The sequence below is a fragment of the Vibrio sp. 2433-A1 genome (genome assembly GCF_056726085.1).
Window position 1 is genome coordinate 1 of the sequence record NZ_JBRESC010000034.1, and the last position, 16,052, is coordinate 16,052.

The following is a 16,052-nucleotide window of genomic DNA, read 5'->3' on the forward strand; positions in this document are numbered from 1 at the left end:
ATTAGTCGAAGATCTTAGCAACAACACCAGCACCTACTGTACGGCCACCTTCACGGATAGCGAAACGTAGGCCTTCATCCATTGCGATTGGAGCGATTAGCTCTACTTGCATTTGGATGTTGTCGCCAGGCATTACCATTTCTACGCCTTCTGGTAGAGAGATATCACCAGTTACGTCAGTTGTACGGAAGTAGAACTGTGGACGGTAGCCTTTGAAGAACGGAGTATGACGGCCGCCTTCGTCTTTAGAAAGTACGTATACTTCTGACTCAAACTTAGTGTGTGGGTTGATTGAACCAGGTGCAGCAAGTACTTGACCACGTTCAACTTCATCACGCTTAGTACCACGTAGTAGTGCACCAACGTTCTCACCTGCACGACCTTCGTCAAGCAGCTTACGGAACATTTCAACACCAGTACATGTAGTCGTTGTCGTTTCTTTGATACCAACGATTTCTACTTCGTCACCTACAGTTAGGATACCGCGCTCGATACGGCCAGTTACTACTGTACCACGACCTTGGATTGAGAATACGTCTTCGATTGGTAGTAGGAATGGTTGGTCTACTGCACGCTCTGGCTCTGGGATGTAAGAGTCTAGTGCTTCAGCAAGCTCAACGATTTTCGCTTCCCACTGCTCTTCGCCGTTTAGTGCGCCTAGTGCAGAACCTTGGATAACTGGTAGGTCATCACCTGGGAAGTCGTACTCAGATAGAAGTTCACGAACTTCCATTTCTACTAGCTCTAGAAGCTCTTCATCATCAACCATGTCACATTTGTTCATGAATACGATGATGTAAGGGATACCAACCTGACGGCCTAGTAGGATGTGCTCACGAGTTTGTGGCATTGGACCATCTGTTGCAGCAACAACTAGGATACCACCGTCCATCTGTGCAGCACCTGTGATCATGTTCTTAACATAATCCGCGTGTCCTGGACAGTCTACGTGTGCGTAGTGACGTGATGGAGTGTCGTACTCTACGTGAGAAGTAGCGATTGTGATACCGCGCTCACGCTCTTCTGGAGCGTTATCGATAGATGCGAAGTCTTTCGCAACACCGCCGTACACTTTTGCAAGTGTAGTACAGATAGCAGCAGTTAGAGTTGTTTTACCGTGGTCAACGTGGCCGATAGTACCAACGTTTACGTGCGGTTTCGTACGTTCAAATTTTTCTTTAGACATGAGTTGTCCCTCTAGGTACGGATTTAGGTGGCTTTGATGACCACGCAACCAAAAAAGTATTGGTGATATAGTTACCTTCAATCACTAAACGTAGTTTAGTCGACAGAAAGTATCAAAAGGAAAAGTGTGCTTGAGAGCTGGTGCTGATACCCAGAGTCGAACTGGGGACCTCATCCTTACCAAGGATGCGCTCTACCGCCTGAGCTATATCAGCATCACTATTGAGTGGAGCGGGCAGCGGGAATCGAACCCGCATCATCAGCTTGGAAGGCTGAGGTAATAGCCATTATACGATGCCCGCAACACGTAACTCTGTGAGCTATTTCCTTAAGAATATGGTGGAGGGGGACGGATTCGAACCATCGAAGGCAGTGCCAGCAGATTTACAGTCTGATCCCTTTGGCCACTCGGGAACCCCTCCAAATTTTTATTCCAAGTCTCTCGTTCTCTAATAAAGAGATAAGCGGAGAAATGGTGCCGACTACCGGAATCGAACTGGTGACCTACTGATTACAAGTCAGTTGCTCTACCTACTGAGCTAAGTCGGCATAAGTGGTGCGCATTCTATTGAATGATTTTCTAGCTTGCAATAGCAAATTTAAAAAAAATTCTGTTTTTACAAAGTTTCTGCTTGTTTGCTGAAAATTCACGCAATTCTATTTATAAAAGCGCCTAATGTCGTATCCGTCATTTGCAATATTTGTTGGTTGTTGTATTTTCGCAGCTCTATCGTAAAACCAAGTTAGGATGACTATGACCCCGTATCTCTCTTTTAATCGTCAACAATGGGCTGAATTACGCAATTCAGTACCAATGACATTATCCGAGACCGATCTGGTTGAACTGCAAGGTGTTAATGAAAGCCTAACCATGGATGAGGTAGAGGAAATTTATTTGCCGTTATCGCGTTTACTCAACCTCTACATCGCGGCAAGACAGAACCGAAACACGGTATTAAACAACTTTCTTGGTAATCAAGAAAGCGCACCTCCGTTTATTATTGGTATCGCTGGTAGTGTTGCGGTAGGCAAAAGTACCACGGCTCGTCTACTGAAAGCCCTGCTATCTCGCTGGGAAAACCACCCAAAAGTCGAATTGGTCACTACTGACGGATTCTTATACCCAAAGAAAGTCCTCGACGAGCGCGGCATCATGCACCGAAAAGGCTTTCCTGAATCATACGACATTAAGCGCTTGGTCCAGTTTGTCTCAGATGTAAAAGCCGCTAAGCCCAACTTAGAAGTGCCTGTATACTCGCACATCACTTACGACATCACCGAGGAAGTCAAAGTGGTCGATAGACCGGATGTGTTGATTATTGAAGGTTTGAACGTGCTGCAAAGTGGTATGGATTATCCACACGACCCACACCGTGTTTTCGTCTCTGATTTTTTGGATTTTTCTCTTTATGTCGATGCAGAGAGTAATGTCATTGAGCAATGGTATGTTGAGCGATTCCTCAACTTCCGTAAGGGTGCCTTCACCAAGCCAGGCTCTTACTTTAGTCACTACACGCGTTTAACCGTACCGAAAGCGATTGAGAAAGCACATAACATTTGGCAATCGATCAACGGTGTAAACTTGGATGCCAACATTTTGCCGACCAAAGGCAGGGCTCACCTGATCCTAAAGAAAGGTCAGAGTCACAAGGTTGAGCAGGTGTTTTTGCGCAAATAACGACAAGCTTGAAATAATGAAGGGTTGGCAACAGTGCCAACCCTTTTTAGTATCAACGGATATCTCTGTCATCCTCGAGCGCGAGGCACGAGTGAATTGGGGATCTATTAAAGCGAGCCGGAAACACAAAGAGGTTCCCTACTCGCTCCTTCGTCACTCTATAGAATGACGGTTAATTTCTACTTTCTACTTAGGCTCTGGTCCGTACTGGTTGTCACCACTAGTACCTTTCAGGAAACCACACTCAATCAGAATCCAAGCGCCACAGAGTAATGCAGCAAAAGAGCTGATAGCTTGAAGCATAGTCGTATCCGTCGCGAGGCTTGGATCACCAATCGGCACTGTCATGCGGCCGATCACTAGCGGGATATTAAGTACTAACCACCAGCTAGACTTACCTCGATCATGCCAACGTTTGGCGGTAATCGCTAAGTCAGGGATCAATACCACTATCAGGAACACCGGAAGAATCAAGTGTGCCATTGATGGGAAGACGACATTCATCCCCATCGCAAAACCCACAATCAATATGTAGTAAACCGCATTCCAAACCCAATAAACTTTGCGTCCAATTCGACCTTGAAACGAAAATAGCAATTCTTTAATCGACATCCTTCATTACCTAAATTTTATTACCAAATAAAAAGCAGTCGGTGCATTCAAGTTAATTGATCACCTTCTGAAAACATTCTGTATCCATATCACGTATGTTAACCGTTAGGCTACGCACATGGCTGGCTTGTTGTTGTAGCACATCCATCAATTGACGCGACAGCTCGCGCTTTTGTTCCTCACTGCGCCCTGCAAGTAACTCAAAGCTAATATGAACAAAGTCGACACTATCGCCCTCATCACCGATCAACCAGTTATGACAGCGCAATGCACGAGATTTTACGGATCCAACATCAAACAAGCCACATTGAAGTGTCACTTGATGTAAGTCTTCTAATAGCCCTTGCACATTAACGCGTTCATCGACAGAGTTGGAGTATTCCATTACTAGGTTCGGCATAGTGTCCTCAAATGTAAGTGAGTTTCAGATTGAAGAAAAATCAATTTTCACTATTAACAATTTCTATGCTGAATTCCGAGAGGGTTACCCGTAATCTGCTCAATAGATCACTGATAAACCCAATAATAACGGGAGATATGTGCAGTGACTGCTCCAACCAATCCATCATATCCGGATAAGACATGACGGTAATCATGATCTGGTCAATTTTATCTGTTATATTCTTACGAAGATTTTTTACATTAACTGATTAAATACGGAGATATTCCTATGCGTCGTCCTGTAGTGATGGGTAACTGGAAACTTAACGGTAGCAAAGCAATGGTAACTGAGCTGCTAACTGGTCTTAATGCTGAACTTGAAGGCGTTGAAGGTGTTGACGTAGCAGTAGCTCCACCAGCACTTTACATCGATCTAGCTGAGCGTCTAATCGCTGAAGGCGGTAACAAGATCATCCTAGGTGCACAGAACACTGACCTAAACAACAGCGGTGCATTCACTGGCGACATGTCTCCAGAAATGCTGAAAGATTTCGGTGCAACTCACATCATCATCGGTCACTCTGAGCGTCGTGAGTACCACAATGAATCAGACGAGTTCATCGCTAAGAAATTCAAGTTCCTACAAGAAAACGGCCTGAAGCCAGTTTTCTGTATCGGTGAATCTGACGAGCAAAACGAAGCAGGCGAAACTGAAGCAGTATGTGCACGTCAAATCAACGCAGTTATCGACGCTTACGGTGTTGAAGCTCTTAACGGCGCAATCATCGCTTACGAACCAATCTGGGCTATCGGTACTGGTAAAGCAGCAACAGCAGAAGATGCACAGCGCATCCACGCTTCTATCCGCGCTATGATCGCTGAGAAAGATGCAGCAGTTGCTGAGCAAGTAATCATCCAATACGGTGGTTCTGTTAAGCCAGAAAATGCTGAAGCTTATTTCGCACAACCAGACATCGATGGTGCTCTAGTTGGCGGCGCAGCTCTTAACGCAGCTGGTTTCGCAGCTATCGCTAAGGCAGCAGCTAAAGCAAAAGCTTAATTTTTCCGTCTTAGTTATCGTTGTAGCGTGCTACAACGATAACTAATCGAAAAATACGACAGATTAAGGTCAGCTTCGGCTGGCCTTTTTTGTGTCTCACACTTCAATCAAGTATCCTACTCGTTCTGTTACTTACTTAGTTGTTCCCGATGCAGGATAAGCATGGCCTCTTAACTGGCTCCATCCCTACCGTATTACTTCAAATGACTGTCCCGATGACCTTCGGCATGGTGGCCATTCTGATGTTTAACCTAGTGGATACCTTCTTTATTTCCCTGCTCGGCACCGAAGCATTGGCTGCAATCAGCTATACCTTCCCCGTCACCTTCGCGGTGAACTGTATTACCATGGGTATTGGTATGGGACTCTCAACCAATATTGGCCGCCTACTTGGTCAAGGCCACGCCCAAGACGCAGCCCGATTCTCCACTCATGGTCTAGTATTAGCGGTCTCTTTAGTCGCACTCGCATCCATGCTCGGTTTAGTAACCATTGAACCACTGTTTTTATTGCTCGGCGCCGATCGCGCGCTATTGCCACTCATCCACCAATATATGGATATTTGGTATCTCACTATTCCTTTGTTAGTCATTCCGATGGCGGGCAACGCCGCTATTCGCGCGACAGGAGATACTAAGACACCAGCCAAAATCATGATGCTGGCTGGTATGATCAACGGCATGCTCGACCCGCTACTCATATTCGGTTATGGCCCTTTTCCCGAGCTAGGGATTCAAGGTGCGGCAATTGCCAGTGCGTTTAGCTGGTTGGGCGCATTATGTGGTTCACTCTATGTATTGGCCAAGCGTGAAAAGTTAATTGCTCTACCCTGCTTAGCCACCATCATTTCCGACTGGCGACAGATTTTAAAAATTGGTACCCCAGCCGCGCTATCCAACGCACTAACGCCTATCTCAGGCGCACTGCTCATGATGATGCTGTCTGCGCATGGTACCGCCGCGGTCGCCGCTTATGGTGCCGCACAGCGAGTTGAGTCGATTTTGATATTGGTTTTGATGTCACTCACCTCAGCACTGACACCTTTTATCGCTCAGAATATGGGCGCAAATAACCCTGGCCGCAGCTTTTCTGGGCTGTTTATTAGTATGAGATTTTCAATGGTATTTCAGCTGGGTATTTTCATCATGATGGTACCACTGAGCATTCCTCTCGCTGCGTTATTCTCCCAAGAACAAGCAGTGAAAGATCTGTTATGGCATTACCTGCTAGTGGTGCCATTCAGTTATGGCTTTCAAGGAGTGATGATGATGTTGGTCTCTGGGTTAAATGCCCTGCATGAGCCACTCAAAGCATTCCAATGGAGCTTTATGCGACTGTTCGTATTTACTCTACCTTGCGCTTGGTTAGGTAGTCAGCTGTATGATATGAAAGGGCTATTTATTGGTATTGCTTGCGGCAATATTTTGGGTGGAGTGATGGGCTATCTTTACGCATTAAGATTGCGTCAAAAATATTTGGCTGAACTGGCGTCTAGCTCAAACTAAAAAGAGGTCGCTAGGTTTAAACCACCAGCAACCTCTTGGTAATACGGAAATGCTTTAACTAAGCAGCATCTTCTTCGTCATCTTCAATTTCGAGCTCAATATCTAGCGGCTCTTGAGAGAGAATTACACCAGTGTTGTCAGCATAGAGGTAATCTTCTGGTAGGAAGGTAACGCCACCGAAGTTAACCGGCACATCGACTTCGCCAACCCCTTGGCCGGTTGCTCCAACTGGAATCGACGCCAACGCTTGAATACCGATACTCATATCTTCTAGCTCGTCGACTTCACGCACACAGCCATAAACGACAATGCCTTCCCACTCGTTCTCTTCGGCAAGTGATGCCAACTCAGCATCAATCAATGCGCGACGTAATGAACCGCCACCATCAATCAGCAACACTCGGCCTATGCCATCTTGCTCAAGTAGTTCACGAACCAGTCCATTGTCTTCGAAACACTTAACGGTGGTGATTTGGCCCGCAAAGGATGCACTGCCGCCAAAATTGCTGAACATCGGCTCAACAACATCTACTTGCTCTAAGTAAATGTCACACAAAGCAGAAGTATTGTATTCCATAGTATTCCTTCCCGTACCGTTGGTTTCATAATCGAGTATAAAGGGTCATTAAGTCAATGCAATGACATGCATCACTTAACTCACTAGAGTTTGAGCAATAACCACACCAGCAAATAGTAAGTTTGTCACCATTGAGCACTTAACAATGACAGGCATCATTGGCGCTATTTGCGCTGGTTTATCCGCCAGCCACACCGCCTTACCGTGCTTATAAGCCACCAACAGGCTAAGTAAAAACGGTAAACTAATCCATAACGGTGTTGGCTGATGGATTAAGTAAGCCGCGAACGCCAACACCGCACCAGACAATAACGCAAAGTGGTACTGTTTCGCTCGTTTTTGTCCTAAGCGCACTGCAACGGTTCTTTTGCCACACACTTCATCGTTTTCGATATCACGCATATTGTTGATATTGAGCACTGCTACTGCCAGTAAGCCACAGCCGACAGCTGGAAGAATCAATTGTGGCGCGACAATCCCCGTATGAAGGAAATAGGTGCCTGCTACACCGAGTAAACCAAAGAAGATAAACACGGAAATATCACCTAAGCCAACATAGCCATAAGGTTTATTACCGACCGTATAAGCAATCGCAGCAATGATCGCCAACACGCCTAAGCCAATGAAGGCCAAAATACTTTGCAGACTTTCCAGTGCGTACATCACTAACACTAAGCCGGAGACCATGGTCAGCACGATATTAATCACCATCGCACGTTTCATATCTTGTTGGGTCAACGCGCCCGATTGAATTGCGCGGACAGGGCCTAAGCGGTTTTCGTTATCGGTACCTTTGACCGCATCACCATAATCATTGGCAAGGTTGGATAATATCTGTAGTAAGGTCGCCGTAAGAAATGCCAATAGAGCAACTACGGGAGAAAACTGATGAGTAGAGTACGCCAACACACTACCGGTTAGGATAGAGACCAATGCCAATGGCAAAGTTTTGGGGCGAGCGGCATCAAGCCAGATTCTAAGAGACTGTTTCATGAATAGTAGTGTAGTTACCTATGACCAAACTAAAATTGTGGCACATCAAAGGGTGTGGTGAAAAACAAAAAAAGGCCACCGAAGTGACCTTTTTCTAAAACTTGACATAAGTCGAGCTTATTTTACGCGACCTACGTATTCACCAGTGCGAGTGTCAACTTTGATCACTTCGCCGATTGCGATGAATAGAGGAACACGAACAACAGCACCAGTTGAAAGCGTTGCTGGTTTACCACCCGTACCCTGAGTGTCACCTTTTAGGCCAGGATCAGTGTCTGTTACTTCTAGCTCAACGAAGTTTGGCGGAGTTACAACGATTGGGTTACCGTTCCAAAGCGTTAGCATACAAGTGTTGTTTTCAACCAACCACTTAGCATTTTCACCAACAGCTTTTACGTCTGCTGCGATTTGCTCGAACGTTTCGTTGTTCATAAAGTGGTAGAATTCGCCGTCGTTATATAGATAATCTAGGTCAGTATCCATTACGTCTGCAACTTCACAAGTTTCACCAGACTTAAAGGTTTTCTCTAGCACTTTACCAGAAAGAAGTTTACGAATTTTTACGCGGTTGAATGCTTGGCCTTTACCCGGCTTAACGTATTCGTTTTCCAAGATAACGCAAGGCTCGTTATCAAGCATTAGTTTTAGACCGCCTTTAAATTCATTGGTGCTAACAGTAGCCATTTTTTCCTCTTACATTCTTAGAGCTAAATTCAATGCCGCACATCATAACCCGAAAACTTGTTTCTGTTGAGCAAAACTGGCTCAAACAGCTAGCGAATGGGATCTCTGATCCCGCAAAATTGCTTGAGGAGCTAGAAATTGATCCTTCTCCTTGGCAAAACGGGTTTGACGCTCGTAAGCTTTTTGCGCAGCGTGTGCCGCAAAGTTTTGTCGATAGAATGGAAAAAGGCAATCCTTTCGATCCGCTTTTACGCCAAGTCCTACCGCTTAGCGAAGAGTTTGAGATTCACCCGGGCTACTCAACTGACCCATTAGAAGAGCAGAACAATGCCGTGCCTGGGCTATTGCATAAATACCATAATCGCGCCTTGATGATCGTTAAGGGTGGCTGCGCGATCAACTGTCGCTATTGCTTTAGACGTCACTTCCCCTATGACGAGAACAAGGGTTCAAAATCAGTCTGGCAGCAAAGTTTAGATTATATTCAGCAGCACCCCGAGATCGATGAAGTCATCCTTTCCGGTGGCGATCCGCTTATAGCGAAAGATGAAGAGCTCACTTGGCTAGTCAATCACATCGCTGATATTCCACATATCAAACGACTGCGCATTCACTCACGACTACCGGTTGTGATCCCTGCTCGTATTACTCCTGCCTTAGCTAATCTGCTGGAAGATACTCGCCTGCAAACAATTCTGGTCACTCATATCAACCACGCACAAGAGATTAATCAAGAATTGCGAGACAGCTTAACGACCCTAAAGCGTGCGGGTGTTACTCTTCTAAATCAGGGAGTTATGCTTAAAGGTGTCAACGATAGCATTGATGCCCAAGTCGCTTTGAGCCAAGCGCTATTTGACGCTGGCGTATTGCCTTATTACATGCATGTACTTGATAAAGTTCAAGGTGCGGCGCACTTCTTCATTTCGGATCAGCAAGCCAAAACAATCATGGCGGGTGTGATGGAAAAAGTCTCCGGCTACCTCGTGCCAAAATTAACCCGTGAAATTGGCGGAAGAGCCAGTAAAACACCACTCGATCTACATTTAGAGTAACTATGAAACCGAAAGGCTTTACCTTAATTGAACTCGTTATCATCATTGTCATACTGGCGATTCTTGCAGTCACTGCTATGCCAAGGTTGATTGACCTACAGAGCGACGCTCGTATCTCGGCACTCAATGGCCTCCAAGGAGCGATGCAGGGGGCCAACGATCAATTGATTGGCATCTCTTCGGTACAAGGATTAGATACCGCAGCCAGTGCATCGGTCACCATTGAAGGTGATAACGTCGATATTGCTTTTGGTTATGCCAGCGCAGATAACGCTGGTGCATGGGCACAAATCATCGATGCCAGTATCGATGATGCGACATGGGGTGATGACGGAGCGGACTGGTATTTCAGCAATACCAATCCAAATGATGGCATTATTCTGTATATGCCCGCCAGTCGTCGCCAAGCGGGATTAAACTGCTTTCTTCAATATGATGAAGCGACATCAACCTCACCGCCAAGTTACACCTTAACCACCAACGGCTGCTGATCGCGCACTTTTATCATCAAGACAAAAATCTTTTGTTCGATAGGCGGGTCTATTATCTGCATACTCCGACGTTTTGGAGGTCATTATGCAACCAACTATCGAACAACTTCTCGACCTTGGCCCTTTTAGCTGGGCTGCACTTCTTTGCTGCGCTATCAATGGTATTCTGGTCGGTGTCGAGCGCCAGACTCGTGGTAAACCTGTTGGTATCAGAACCTCAATTTTGATCATCTCTGGCACCTATTTCTTTATGTCGATGGCGGTCTCTCTTTCACCAAACACCCTCGACCAAGCACGTGTGCTTGGCCAGATCATCACCGGTGTTGGATTCCTAGGCGCCGGCGTAATGATGACCTTAGATGGTAAGATCCATGGCGTCACATCTGCAGCAGTTATCTGGGTATTGGCGGCACTCGGTATGATGATCGGACTTGGCTATTTACAACAATCTGTTGTCATTACTCTATTGGTATTAAGTGTACTGCTTGGGGTTGATAAAGCCGAAAATAGAATCAAAGCATTGCGCCGTGGTGTTCACCAAAAATTCCACAGCCGTAAAGTCTCTCGCCCAAAACCATGATCGCTGCGGCGAAATCGAAACAAATCTATCGATACAGCGCCGCATTTTGATGAAAGACAAAGAAGCGCTCGAAAACAAAATCTTGTCGCGATATAAGCACAGAGCCTCACATTAACCTCTATCACTTTTGGGTAATGTACAGAAAGTTTCATTACCAATGTAGGGTTTAGTTATGTTTTACGTGCATATGCTCCTGCTTCTGACGGTGATATTTATCGGTATCCGCCACGGAGGCATTGCTTTTGGTCTACTCGGGGGCTTAGGCGTTTCAGTCCTCGCTTTCGTTTTTGGTATCGCTCCGGGCTCTCCACCTATCAGCGTGATGTTGATTATTCTTGCGGTGGTTGCTGCATCGGCAACCTTGGAAGCCACTGGTGGCCTTAAGCTATTGGTTAAATTCGCCGAACGTTTACTACGTAAACATCCTAGCCAAATTGTCTTCCTTGGCCCACTGTGTACCTACTCTTTAACCGTACTTGTCGGTACGGGTCACTCGGTTTACCCACTGCTACCGGTTATTTACGATGTCGCTTATAGGAAAGGTATTCGCCCAGAGCGTCCAATGGCGATGGCAACCGTCGCCTCGCAAATGGGTATTACCGCTAGCCCGATCGCCGCTGCAGCTGCGGTAGTGATGGCAACAGCAGCGGATAACAGCTTGGATATTGGACTCGTTAATGTATTGCTCGTCACCATTCCTGCAACACTGATTGGCGTGTTGGTCGGCTGCTTATGGAGTCTGAAACGCGGTAAAGAATTGGATCAAGACCAAGCCTTTATTGAACGTTGCCAAGATCCTGAATTTAAGGCTCAGCTGATTGATGCCAGTAGCGATGACGACGATGATAAAGCTCATGAAGGCGTTGCGAAGAAAGGCTTAACGATCTTCCTTGCGGGTATCGCGACGGTTATTTTTGTCGCCATGTTTGGTAAAGATCTGGGCCTGCTACCAGAAGGCGTGAAAATGTCAGTGGCGATTCAGTTCTTGATGCTCTCTGTCGGTGCTTTGATTCTACTAACCACCAAAATTGAGCCGAAAAAGATCGTCCACAGCAATGTGTTTATCGCTGGTATGACAGCGGTGATCATCATCTTTGGTATCGCTTGGATGAGTGACACTATTATTGGCTTCCACAAACCGTATCTGATTAGCTTAGTTAGCGATATCGTTGCAGCGCACCCTTGGACCTTTGCTATTGCGATGTTCGTTGTATCAATATTCTTGAAAAGCCAAGCAGCGGTGCTAACCATCATGCTCCCACTGGGTTTTGCGATGGGGATTCCTGCACCAGTACTGATTGGTGTACTGCCTGCATGTTATGCCTACTTCTTCTTCCCGTTCTACCCAAGCGACCTTGCAGCGATTACCTTTGACCGCTCTGGTACGACTCAGATTGGTAAATATGTGCTCAACCACAGTTTCTTGTTGCCAGGCTTTATCGGTGTCATCACTGCAACAACTGTGGGTTACGTCCTCTCAACCATGCTAGTTAACTAAACCAGTAAACGAAACACGAACCAAAACGAAAAAAGCCAGTTGGGAATCCAACTGGCTTTTTATTTATATCGATTTAGAAAGCTTGCTTAGAATAGCTCTTCAGCAACTTTGAATAGATCGTTGCGAACTGGGCGCTTCATGTTCTCAATGGCATCGATGATGTCATGGTGAACAAGTTGCTCTTTCTGAATACCAACACAACGACCGCCTTGGCCTTCCATTAGTAGGTGAACAGCGTAATTACCCATGCGAGAAGCAAGAACGCGGTCAAATGCCGTTGGACGACCACCACGTTGAATGTGGCCAAGAACTGTTGCACGAGTTTCACGACCTGTTGCCGTTTCAATCTCTTTTGCTAGCTCGTTCGCATCCATCATTAGCTCAGTTAGAGCGATGATCGCATGCTTCTTACCTTTCGCAATCCCATCTTGGATGTTGCTGATAAGTTTCTCTTTATCTAGGCCAGTTTCTGGTGTGATGATGTACTCACAACCACCTGCAATTGCAGACATAAGCGTTAGGTCACCACAGTGGCGGCCCATGATCTCAACGATAGAGATACGCTGGTGAGATGATGAAGTATCACGTAGACGGTCTATGGCATCGATAACTGTGTTTAATGCTGTTAGGTAACCGATCGTGTAGTCAGTACCTGCAATATCGTTATCGATAGTGCCTGGAAGACCGATACAAGGGTAACCCATTTCAGTCAGTTTCTTCGCACCCATGTAAGAACCGTCACCGCCCACTACTACTAGTGCTTCAATGCCGTGCTTCTGTAGGTTTTCGATTGCTTTCTGACGTACTTCCACTTCTTTGAATTCAGGGAAACGTGCAGAGCCTAAGAATGTACCACCCTTGTTGATCACGTCAGAAACGCTTGAACGATCTAGCTTTTCGATGCGATCTTCATATAGACCTAAGTAGCCATCAAACACACCGTAAACTTCTAAACCTTCAGATAGTGCTGTACGTACCACGCCACGAACTGCTGCGTTCATACCTGGTGCGTCACCGCCACTAGTCAAGACACCGATCTTCTTAATCATGCTCACCCTCGATTTTTGGGAATCTTATTTCAATTTTTACGTCAGTCACTTTCACTAACAGTCACTGACTTAATTCCTTTAACTGTGCAATATGTTACCTTTCCTAATTAGGAATACTACTTTTATTTGCACGAAATTATGTAACTTTTCTACTTATGTAAGAGTATTACAGCTTTGCTATTTCACTTAATTGATACATATCAGGATCACAGTTAAAAGTCGTAACGCTGAAAAGATAGTCAATAAGTTGCGATTTGTCTGTGTGCCCTCTTACCAATCCTGAGACTTCTGCGCTTTCTCCGCACCCAGCACCACAGAATAAGGATCTTGGTGGATTAATACATCTGAATGAGGGAAAAGCTCAAGTAATTTTACTTCTACTTCGTCAGAGATTCGATGCGCCTCTAGCAAGCGCATATTATCTTCCAATTCTAAATGTAGCTGGATAAAGCGAGTTGGACCGGACATACGAGTTCGCAGCTGATGCACGCCAAGTACCCCTTCCACTTTTACACAAGTCTCACGAATCGCTTTAAGCTCTTCATCTGGCAATTTACGATCCAGCAGAGTTTGCGTCGCTTCTTGGACCATTTTGAAAGCGCTATAAAGAATATATACACCAATCCCTACCGCAAATACCGAGTCAGCTTGAGTGATACCAAACCAGCTTAGGCCCAGCGCTAACATAATCGCCGCATTCATATACAAGTCTGATTGATAATGCAGCGAGTCAGCCGCAATCGCCTGACTGCCAGTACGCTTCACTACGTGCTTCTGGAACGTCACTAAACCAAACGTCACCACGATGGCAAATAGACTGACATAAACACCATATTCTGGTGACTGAAGCTCATGCGGTCTAAAGAATCGTTCAATACCATTAAGAATTAGGAACACAGCAGAGCCAGAAATAAACATCGCTTGTGCCAGTGCAGCGAGAGACTCCGCTTTACCATGGCCAAAAGTATGTTCTCTGTCAGCAGGCTGCAAGGCGTAGCGCACCACAATTAAATTAACCAGCGACGCGGCAATATCCAGCATTGAGTCGATTAAAGACGCCAGTAAACTTACTGAGCCTGTTACCCACCAAGCACCAACTTTTACGACTAACAATAGGGTGGCCACAATGGTTGCCGTCCAAGCGGCCATCGTGACTAAACGTGCATACTCTTGCTTCATAACTCTCTGAACAATAAAACATCATTAGCTTTAGTATAACGCCTTCAGTATTGAATAAAAGTGACACAAAAAAGGCGGCCAATTGGCCGTAATGCCAGTCAGTTAAGCTGACTGGCATTTTTTCTATTTGTTGCGTACTTCTTGGGTTTCAACTTCACCCATCGAGGATAACTTCTATCTTCTCTTCGAGGCGGTAAGATAAACATGGATACATGCTCTAGTAATACCTCATAGTGTTTAGGGAGCTTTCCTGGGCTTGTTAAAGGCAACGCTGCAAAGTATTGCGTCACAGCCATAGCGCTACTCGTAAAGCTCAGTTGATTTGGCCAGACGCTATCTAACCTACTTGCCGCTTTTGTCATAACCTGCCTGATAAGGTTATAGGCGAGTAAAATACCCCAGAGCTCCTGCTTAACCATATCTGGACGCTTGCTTCGCAATGTATACTCACTGTCAAGTAAGGTCTGCTTCATTTCCCGATAGCCTAATTCGATTTCCCAGCGATAACGATAGAGCTCTACGATTTCTTCGCCAGGAAAACGTAACCCATCACGCATTGATGTAAGCACCTGATACTCCTTACCTTTAATGATTTTTGAGACTAACCTTGCTTCAACTACATCAGGAAGTTCACTAAACTTCTTTCTTGCCTGAGGTGTTGTTTTAATCGCAACGATTGCATCACTCTTGCTGTACCTATGAACGACTTCATACTGGAAGTCTTTTCTCACAGGGAGCATCCAATGCCTCTCTTGGCCGACTTTGTTCCATCGGTTAAGCAGTCCCAGAGAGTAATATCCTTTGTCAAAAATAGTCAGAGAATGGTCTGGCGTTTGTTCTATGAGTTCTTCTGCAAGCCGCATTTCGTTGGTTCGATAGTCAGAGAATGCACTATCGATGAGCTGATGACTTGTAAGCTCCATCAAGCAAACCATGCGTATCTTAGGGTAAATATTTTCAGATGACTGATTACGCTGTGCTTTAAACTCTTGATGATTTTCAGGTGTATCTGCCGTTCTCCAAACGACACCATCGACAGATAGAAGATTGAGTCCACACCAAGTTTCAAACTTAGAAGATTGATAACTCTGAGCCGCCATCGTCTTAAAGACTTGTTTAACACCTTCTTCGCCTAATCTCTGCCTCGCTTGGACAACAGCACTTGGCGCAACAAAGCGCTGTTTGTCTGGTAGGACAATATCAAGTTGGTTAGCGATATCCCAAACAGATTGTTGCCGAAAAAGACTCATTCCTACAACGGACCAAAGTACTGCTTCCAAGGGTAAGCGTCTTCTTCTCACTGTTGCTACACCAGCTTTTTCAAAACCTTGCTGGATAAGCTCTGGACTAAGGATCTCAGAGTATTTGTCAAAGTGATGGAAGGTATTGCATGAGCGAAAAGTATTCGCAAGTTGGCTTTCTAAAGACATGAAAAATCCGATATTAGTTTCCTAATATCGGATTTTGAAGCCTTTTGAGGATCGGTCAAATGATCTCAAAAATTTTTCTTAACTGATCGGCATTA

Annotated in this window: 16 protein-coding genes and 4 tRNA genes; 7 read left to right on the forward strand and 13 right to left on the reverse strand. The window is 45.5% G+C overall.

All coding sequences use genetic code 11. From position 1 onward, the window contains the following. Position 1 precedes the first annotated feature (1 nt). The 5 genes from tuf to ACU01J_RS20350 form a co-directional block, all read right to left on the reverse strand. Positions 2–1,186, reverse strand: a complete 1,185-nt coding sequence (gene tuf, locus ACU01J_RS20330) for an elongation factor Tu (RefSeq protein WP_481087171.1) — start codon at positions 1,184–1,186, stop codon at positions 2–4. A gap of 138 nt (positions 1,187–1,324) precedes the next feature. Then, a tRNA-Thr gene (locus tag ACU01J_RS20335) sits at positions 1,325–1,400 on the reverse strand. 12 nt (positions 1,401–1,412) lie between these two features. Further along, a tRNA-Gly gene (locus ACU01J_RS20340) sits at positions 1,413–1,487 on the reverse strand. A 35-nt stretch (positions 1,488–1,522) separates the two neighbouring features. Continuing rightward, positions 1,523–1,607 (reverse strand) — tRNA-Tyr (locus ACU01J_RS20345). Between the two features lie 51 nt (positions 1,608–1,658). After that, a tRNA-Thr gene (locus ACU01J_RS20350) sits at positions 1,659–1,734 on the reverse strand. Positions 1,735–1,939: 205 nt separating this feature from the next. On the opposite strand from ACU01J_RS20350, the gene coaA reads away from it, so the two are divergent. Further along, positions 1,940–2,863, forward strand: a complete 924-nt coding sequence (gene coaA, locus ACU01J_RS20355; RefSeq protein ID WP_481087312.1) for a type I pantothenate kinase — start codon at positions 1,940–1,942, stop codon at positions 2,861–2,863. Between the two features lie 186 nt (positions 2,864–3,049). On the opposite strand, the gene ACU01J_RS20360 is transcribed toward coaA, so the two are convergent. Together ACU01J_RS20360 and ACU01J_RS20365 are read right to left on the reverse strand one after the other, a co-directional pair. Further along, the gene (locus ACU01J_RS20360) at positions 3,050–3,475 is read right to left on the reverse strand and encodes a DUF805 domain-containing protein (protein ID WP_481087313.1); all 426 of its coding nucleotides are present in this window, start codon (positions 3,473–3,475) and stop codon (positions 3,050–3,052) included. Between the two features lie 52 nt (positions 3,476–3,527). Further along, the gene (locus tag ACU01J_RS20365) at positions 3,528–3,875 is read right to left on the reverse strand and encodes a 5-carboxymethyl-2-hydroxymuconate Delta-isomerase (protein WP_481087314.1); all 348 of its coding nucleotides are present in this window, start codon (positions 3,873–3,875) and stop codon (positions 3,528–3,530) included. A gap of 270 nt (positions 3,876–4,145) precedes the next feature. On the opposite strand from ACU01J_RS20365, the gene tpiA reads away from it, so the two are divergent. Both tpiA and ACU01J_RS20375 read left to right on the forward strand, forming a co-directional pair. Further along, positions 4,146–4,916: a triose-phosphate isomerase gene (tpiA, locus tag ACU01J_RS20370; RefSeq protein WP_061033606.1), complete on the forward strand. Its 771-nt coding sequence runs from the start codon at positions 4,146–4,148 to the stop codon at positions 4,914–4,916. Positions 4,917–5,065: 149 nt separating this feature from the next. Further along, the gene (locus ACU01J_RS20375; protein ID WP_481087315.1) at positions 5,066–6,421 is read left to right on the forward strand and encodes an MATE family efflux transporter; all 1,356 of its coding nucleotides are present in this window, start codon (positions 5,066–5,068) and stop codon (positions 6,419–6,421) included. 58 nt (positions 6,422–6,479) lie between these two features. Here the strand turns inward: ACU01J_RS20375 and rraA are convergent, their stop codons facing one another. The 3 genes from rraA to efp all read right to left on the reverse strand — a co-directional run bounded on the left by rraA (position 6,480) and on the right by efp (position 8,675). Then, positions 6,480–6,998, reverse strand: coding sequence for a ribonuclease E activity regulator RraA (gene rraA / locus ACU01J_RS20380; protein WP_481087316.1), 519 nt, complete (start codon positions 6,996–6,998; stop codon positions 6,480–6,482). Positions 6,999–7,073: 75 nt separating this feature from the next. Continuing rightward, positions 7,074–7,991 carry a 1,4-dihydroxy-2-naphthoate polyprenyltransferase gene (locus tag ACU01J_RS20385; RefSeq protein WP_481087317.1) on the reverse strand — a complete coding sequence of 306 codons (918 nt, stop codon included), beginning with the start codon at positions 7,989–7,991 and terminating at the stop codon, positions 7,074–7,076. Positions 7,992–8,108: 117 nt separating this feature from the next. Beyond that, complete coding sequence (gene efp / locus ACU01J_RS20390; protein ID WP_053441399.1) at positions 8,109–8,675, reverse strand: elongation factor P; 567 nt, start codon at positions 8,673–8,675, stop codon at positions 8,109–8,111. Between the two features lie 32 nt (positions 8,676–8,707). Between efp and epmB the strand changes: the two genes are divergently transcribed. The 4 genes from epmB (at position 8,708) to ACU01J_RS20410 (ending at position 12,299) form a co-directional block, all read left to right on the forward strand. Continuing rightward, positions 8,708–9,730 (forward strand): EF-P beta-lysylation protein EpmB, encoded by a 1,023-nt coding sequence (epmB, locus tag ACU01J_RS20395; protein ID WP_481087318.1) that lies wholly within the window; start codon positions 8,708–8,710, stop codon positions 9,728–9,730. A 2-nt stretch (positions 9,731–9,732) separates the two neighbouring features. Further along, the gene (locus ACU01J_RS20400) at positions 9,733–10,221 is read left to right on the forward strand and encodes a prepilin-type N-terminal cleavage/methylation domain-containing protein (protein WP_481087319.1); all 489 of its coding nucleotides are present in this window, start codon (positions 9,733–9,735) and stop codon (positions 10,219–10,221) included. Between the two features lie 85 nt (positions 10,222–10,306). Then, on the forward strand, positions 10,307–10,801 hold the full coding sequence (locus ACU01J_RS20405) for an MgtC/SapB family protein (protein ID WP_481087320.1): 495 nt from the start codon (positions 10,307–10,309) through the stop codon (positions 10,799–10,801). A 172-nt stretch (positions 10,802–10,973) separates the two neighbouring features. Further along, positions 10,974–12,299: an anaerobic C4-dicarboxylate transporter gene (locus ACU01J_RS20410; protein ID WP_481087321.1), complete on the forward strand. Its 1,326-nt coding sequence runs from the start codon at positions 10,974–10,976 to the stop codon at positions 12,297–12,299. An 86-nt stretch (positions 12,300–12,385) separates the two neighbouring features. Here the strand turns inward: ACU01J_RS20410 and pfkA are convergent, their stop codons facing one another. From pfkA to ACU01J_RS20425, 3 genes are all read right to left on the reverse strand, one after another. Further along, positions 12,386–13,348: a 6-phosphofructokinase gene (gene pfkA / locus ACU01J_RS20415; RefSeq protein WP_126575780.1), complete on the reverse strand. Its 963-nt coding sequence runs from the start codon at positions 13,346–13,348 to the stop codon at positions 12,386–12,388. A gap of 270 nt (positions 13,349–13,618) precedes the next feature. Beyond that, entirely contained in the window at positions 13,619–14,527 is a 909-nt protein-coding gene (gene fieF, locus ACU01J_RS20420; RefSeq protein WP_481087322.1) for a CDF family cation-efflux transporter FieF, read from the reverse strand. A gap of 98 nt (positions 14,528–14,625) precedes the next feature. Beyond that, positions 14,626–15,957 (reverse strand): IS4 family transposase, encoded by a 1,332-nt coding sequence (locus ACU01J_RS20425; protein WP_481084253.1) that lies wholly within the window; start codon positions 15,955–15,957, stop codon positions 14,626–14,628. Positions 15,958–16,052 lie beyond the last annotated feature (95 nt).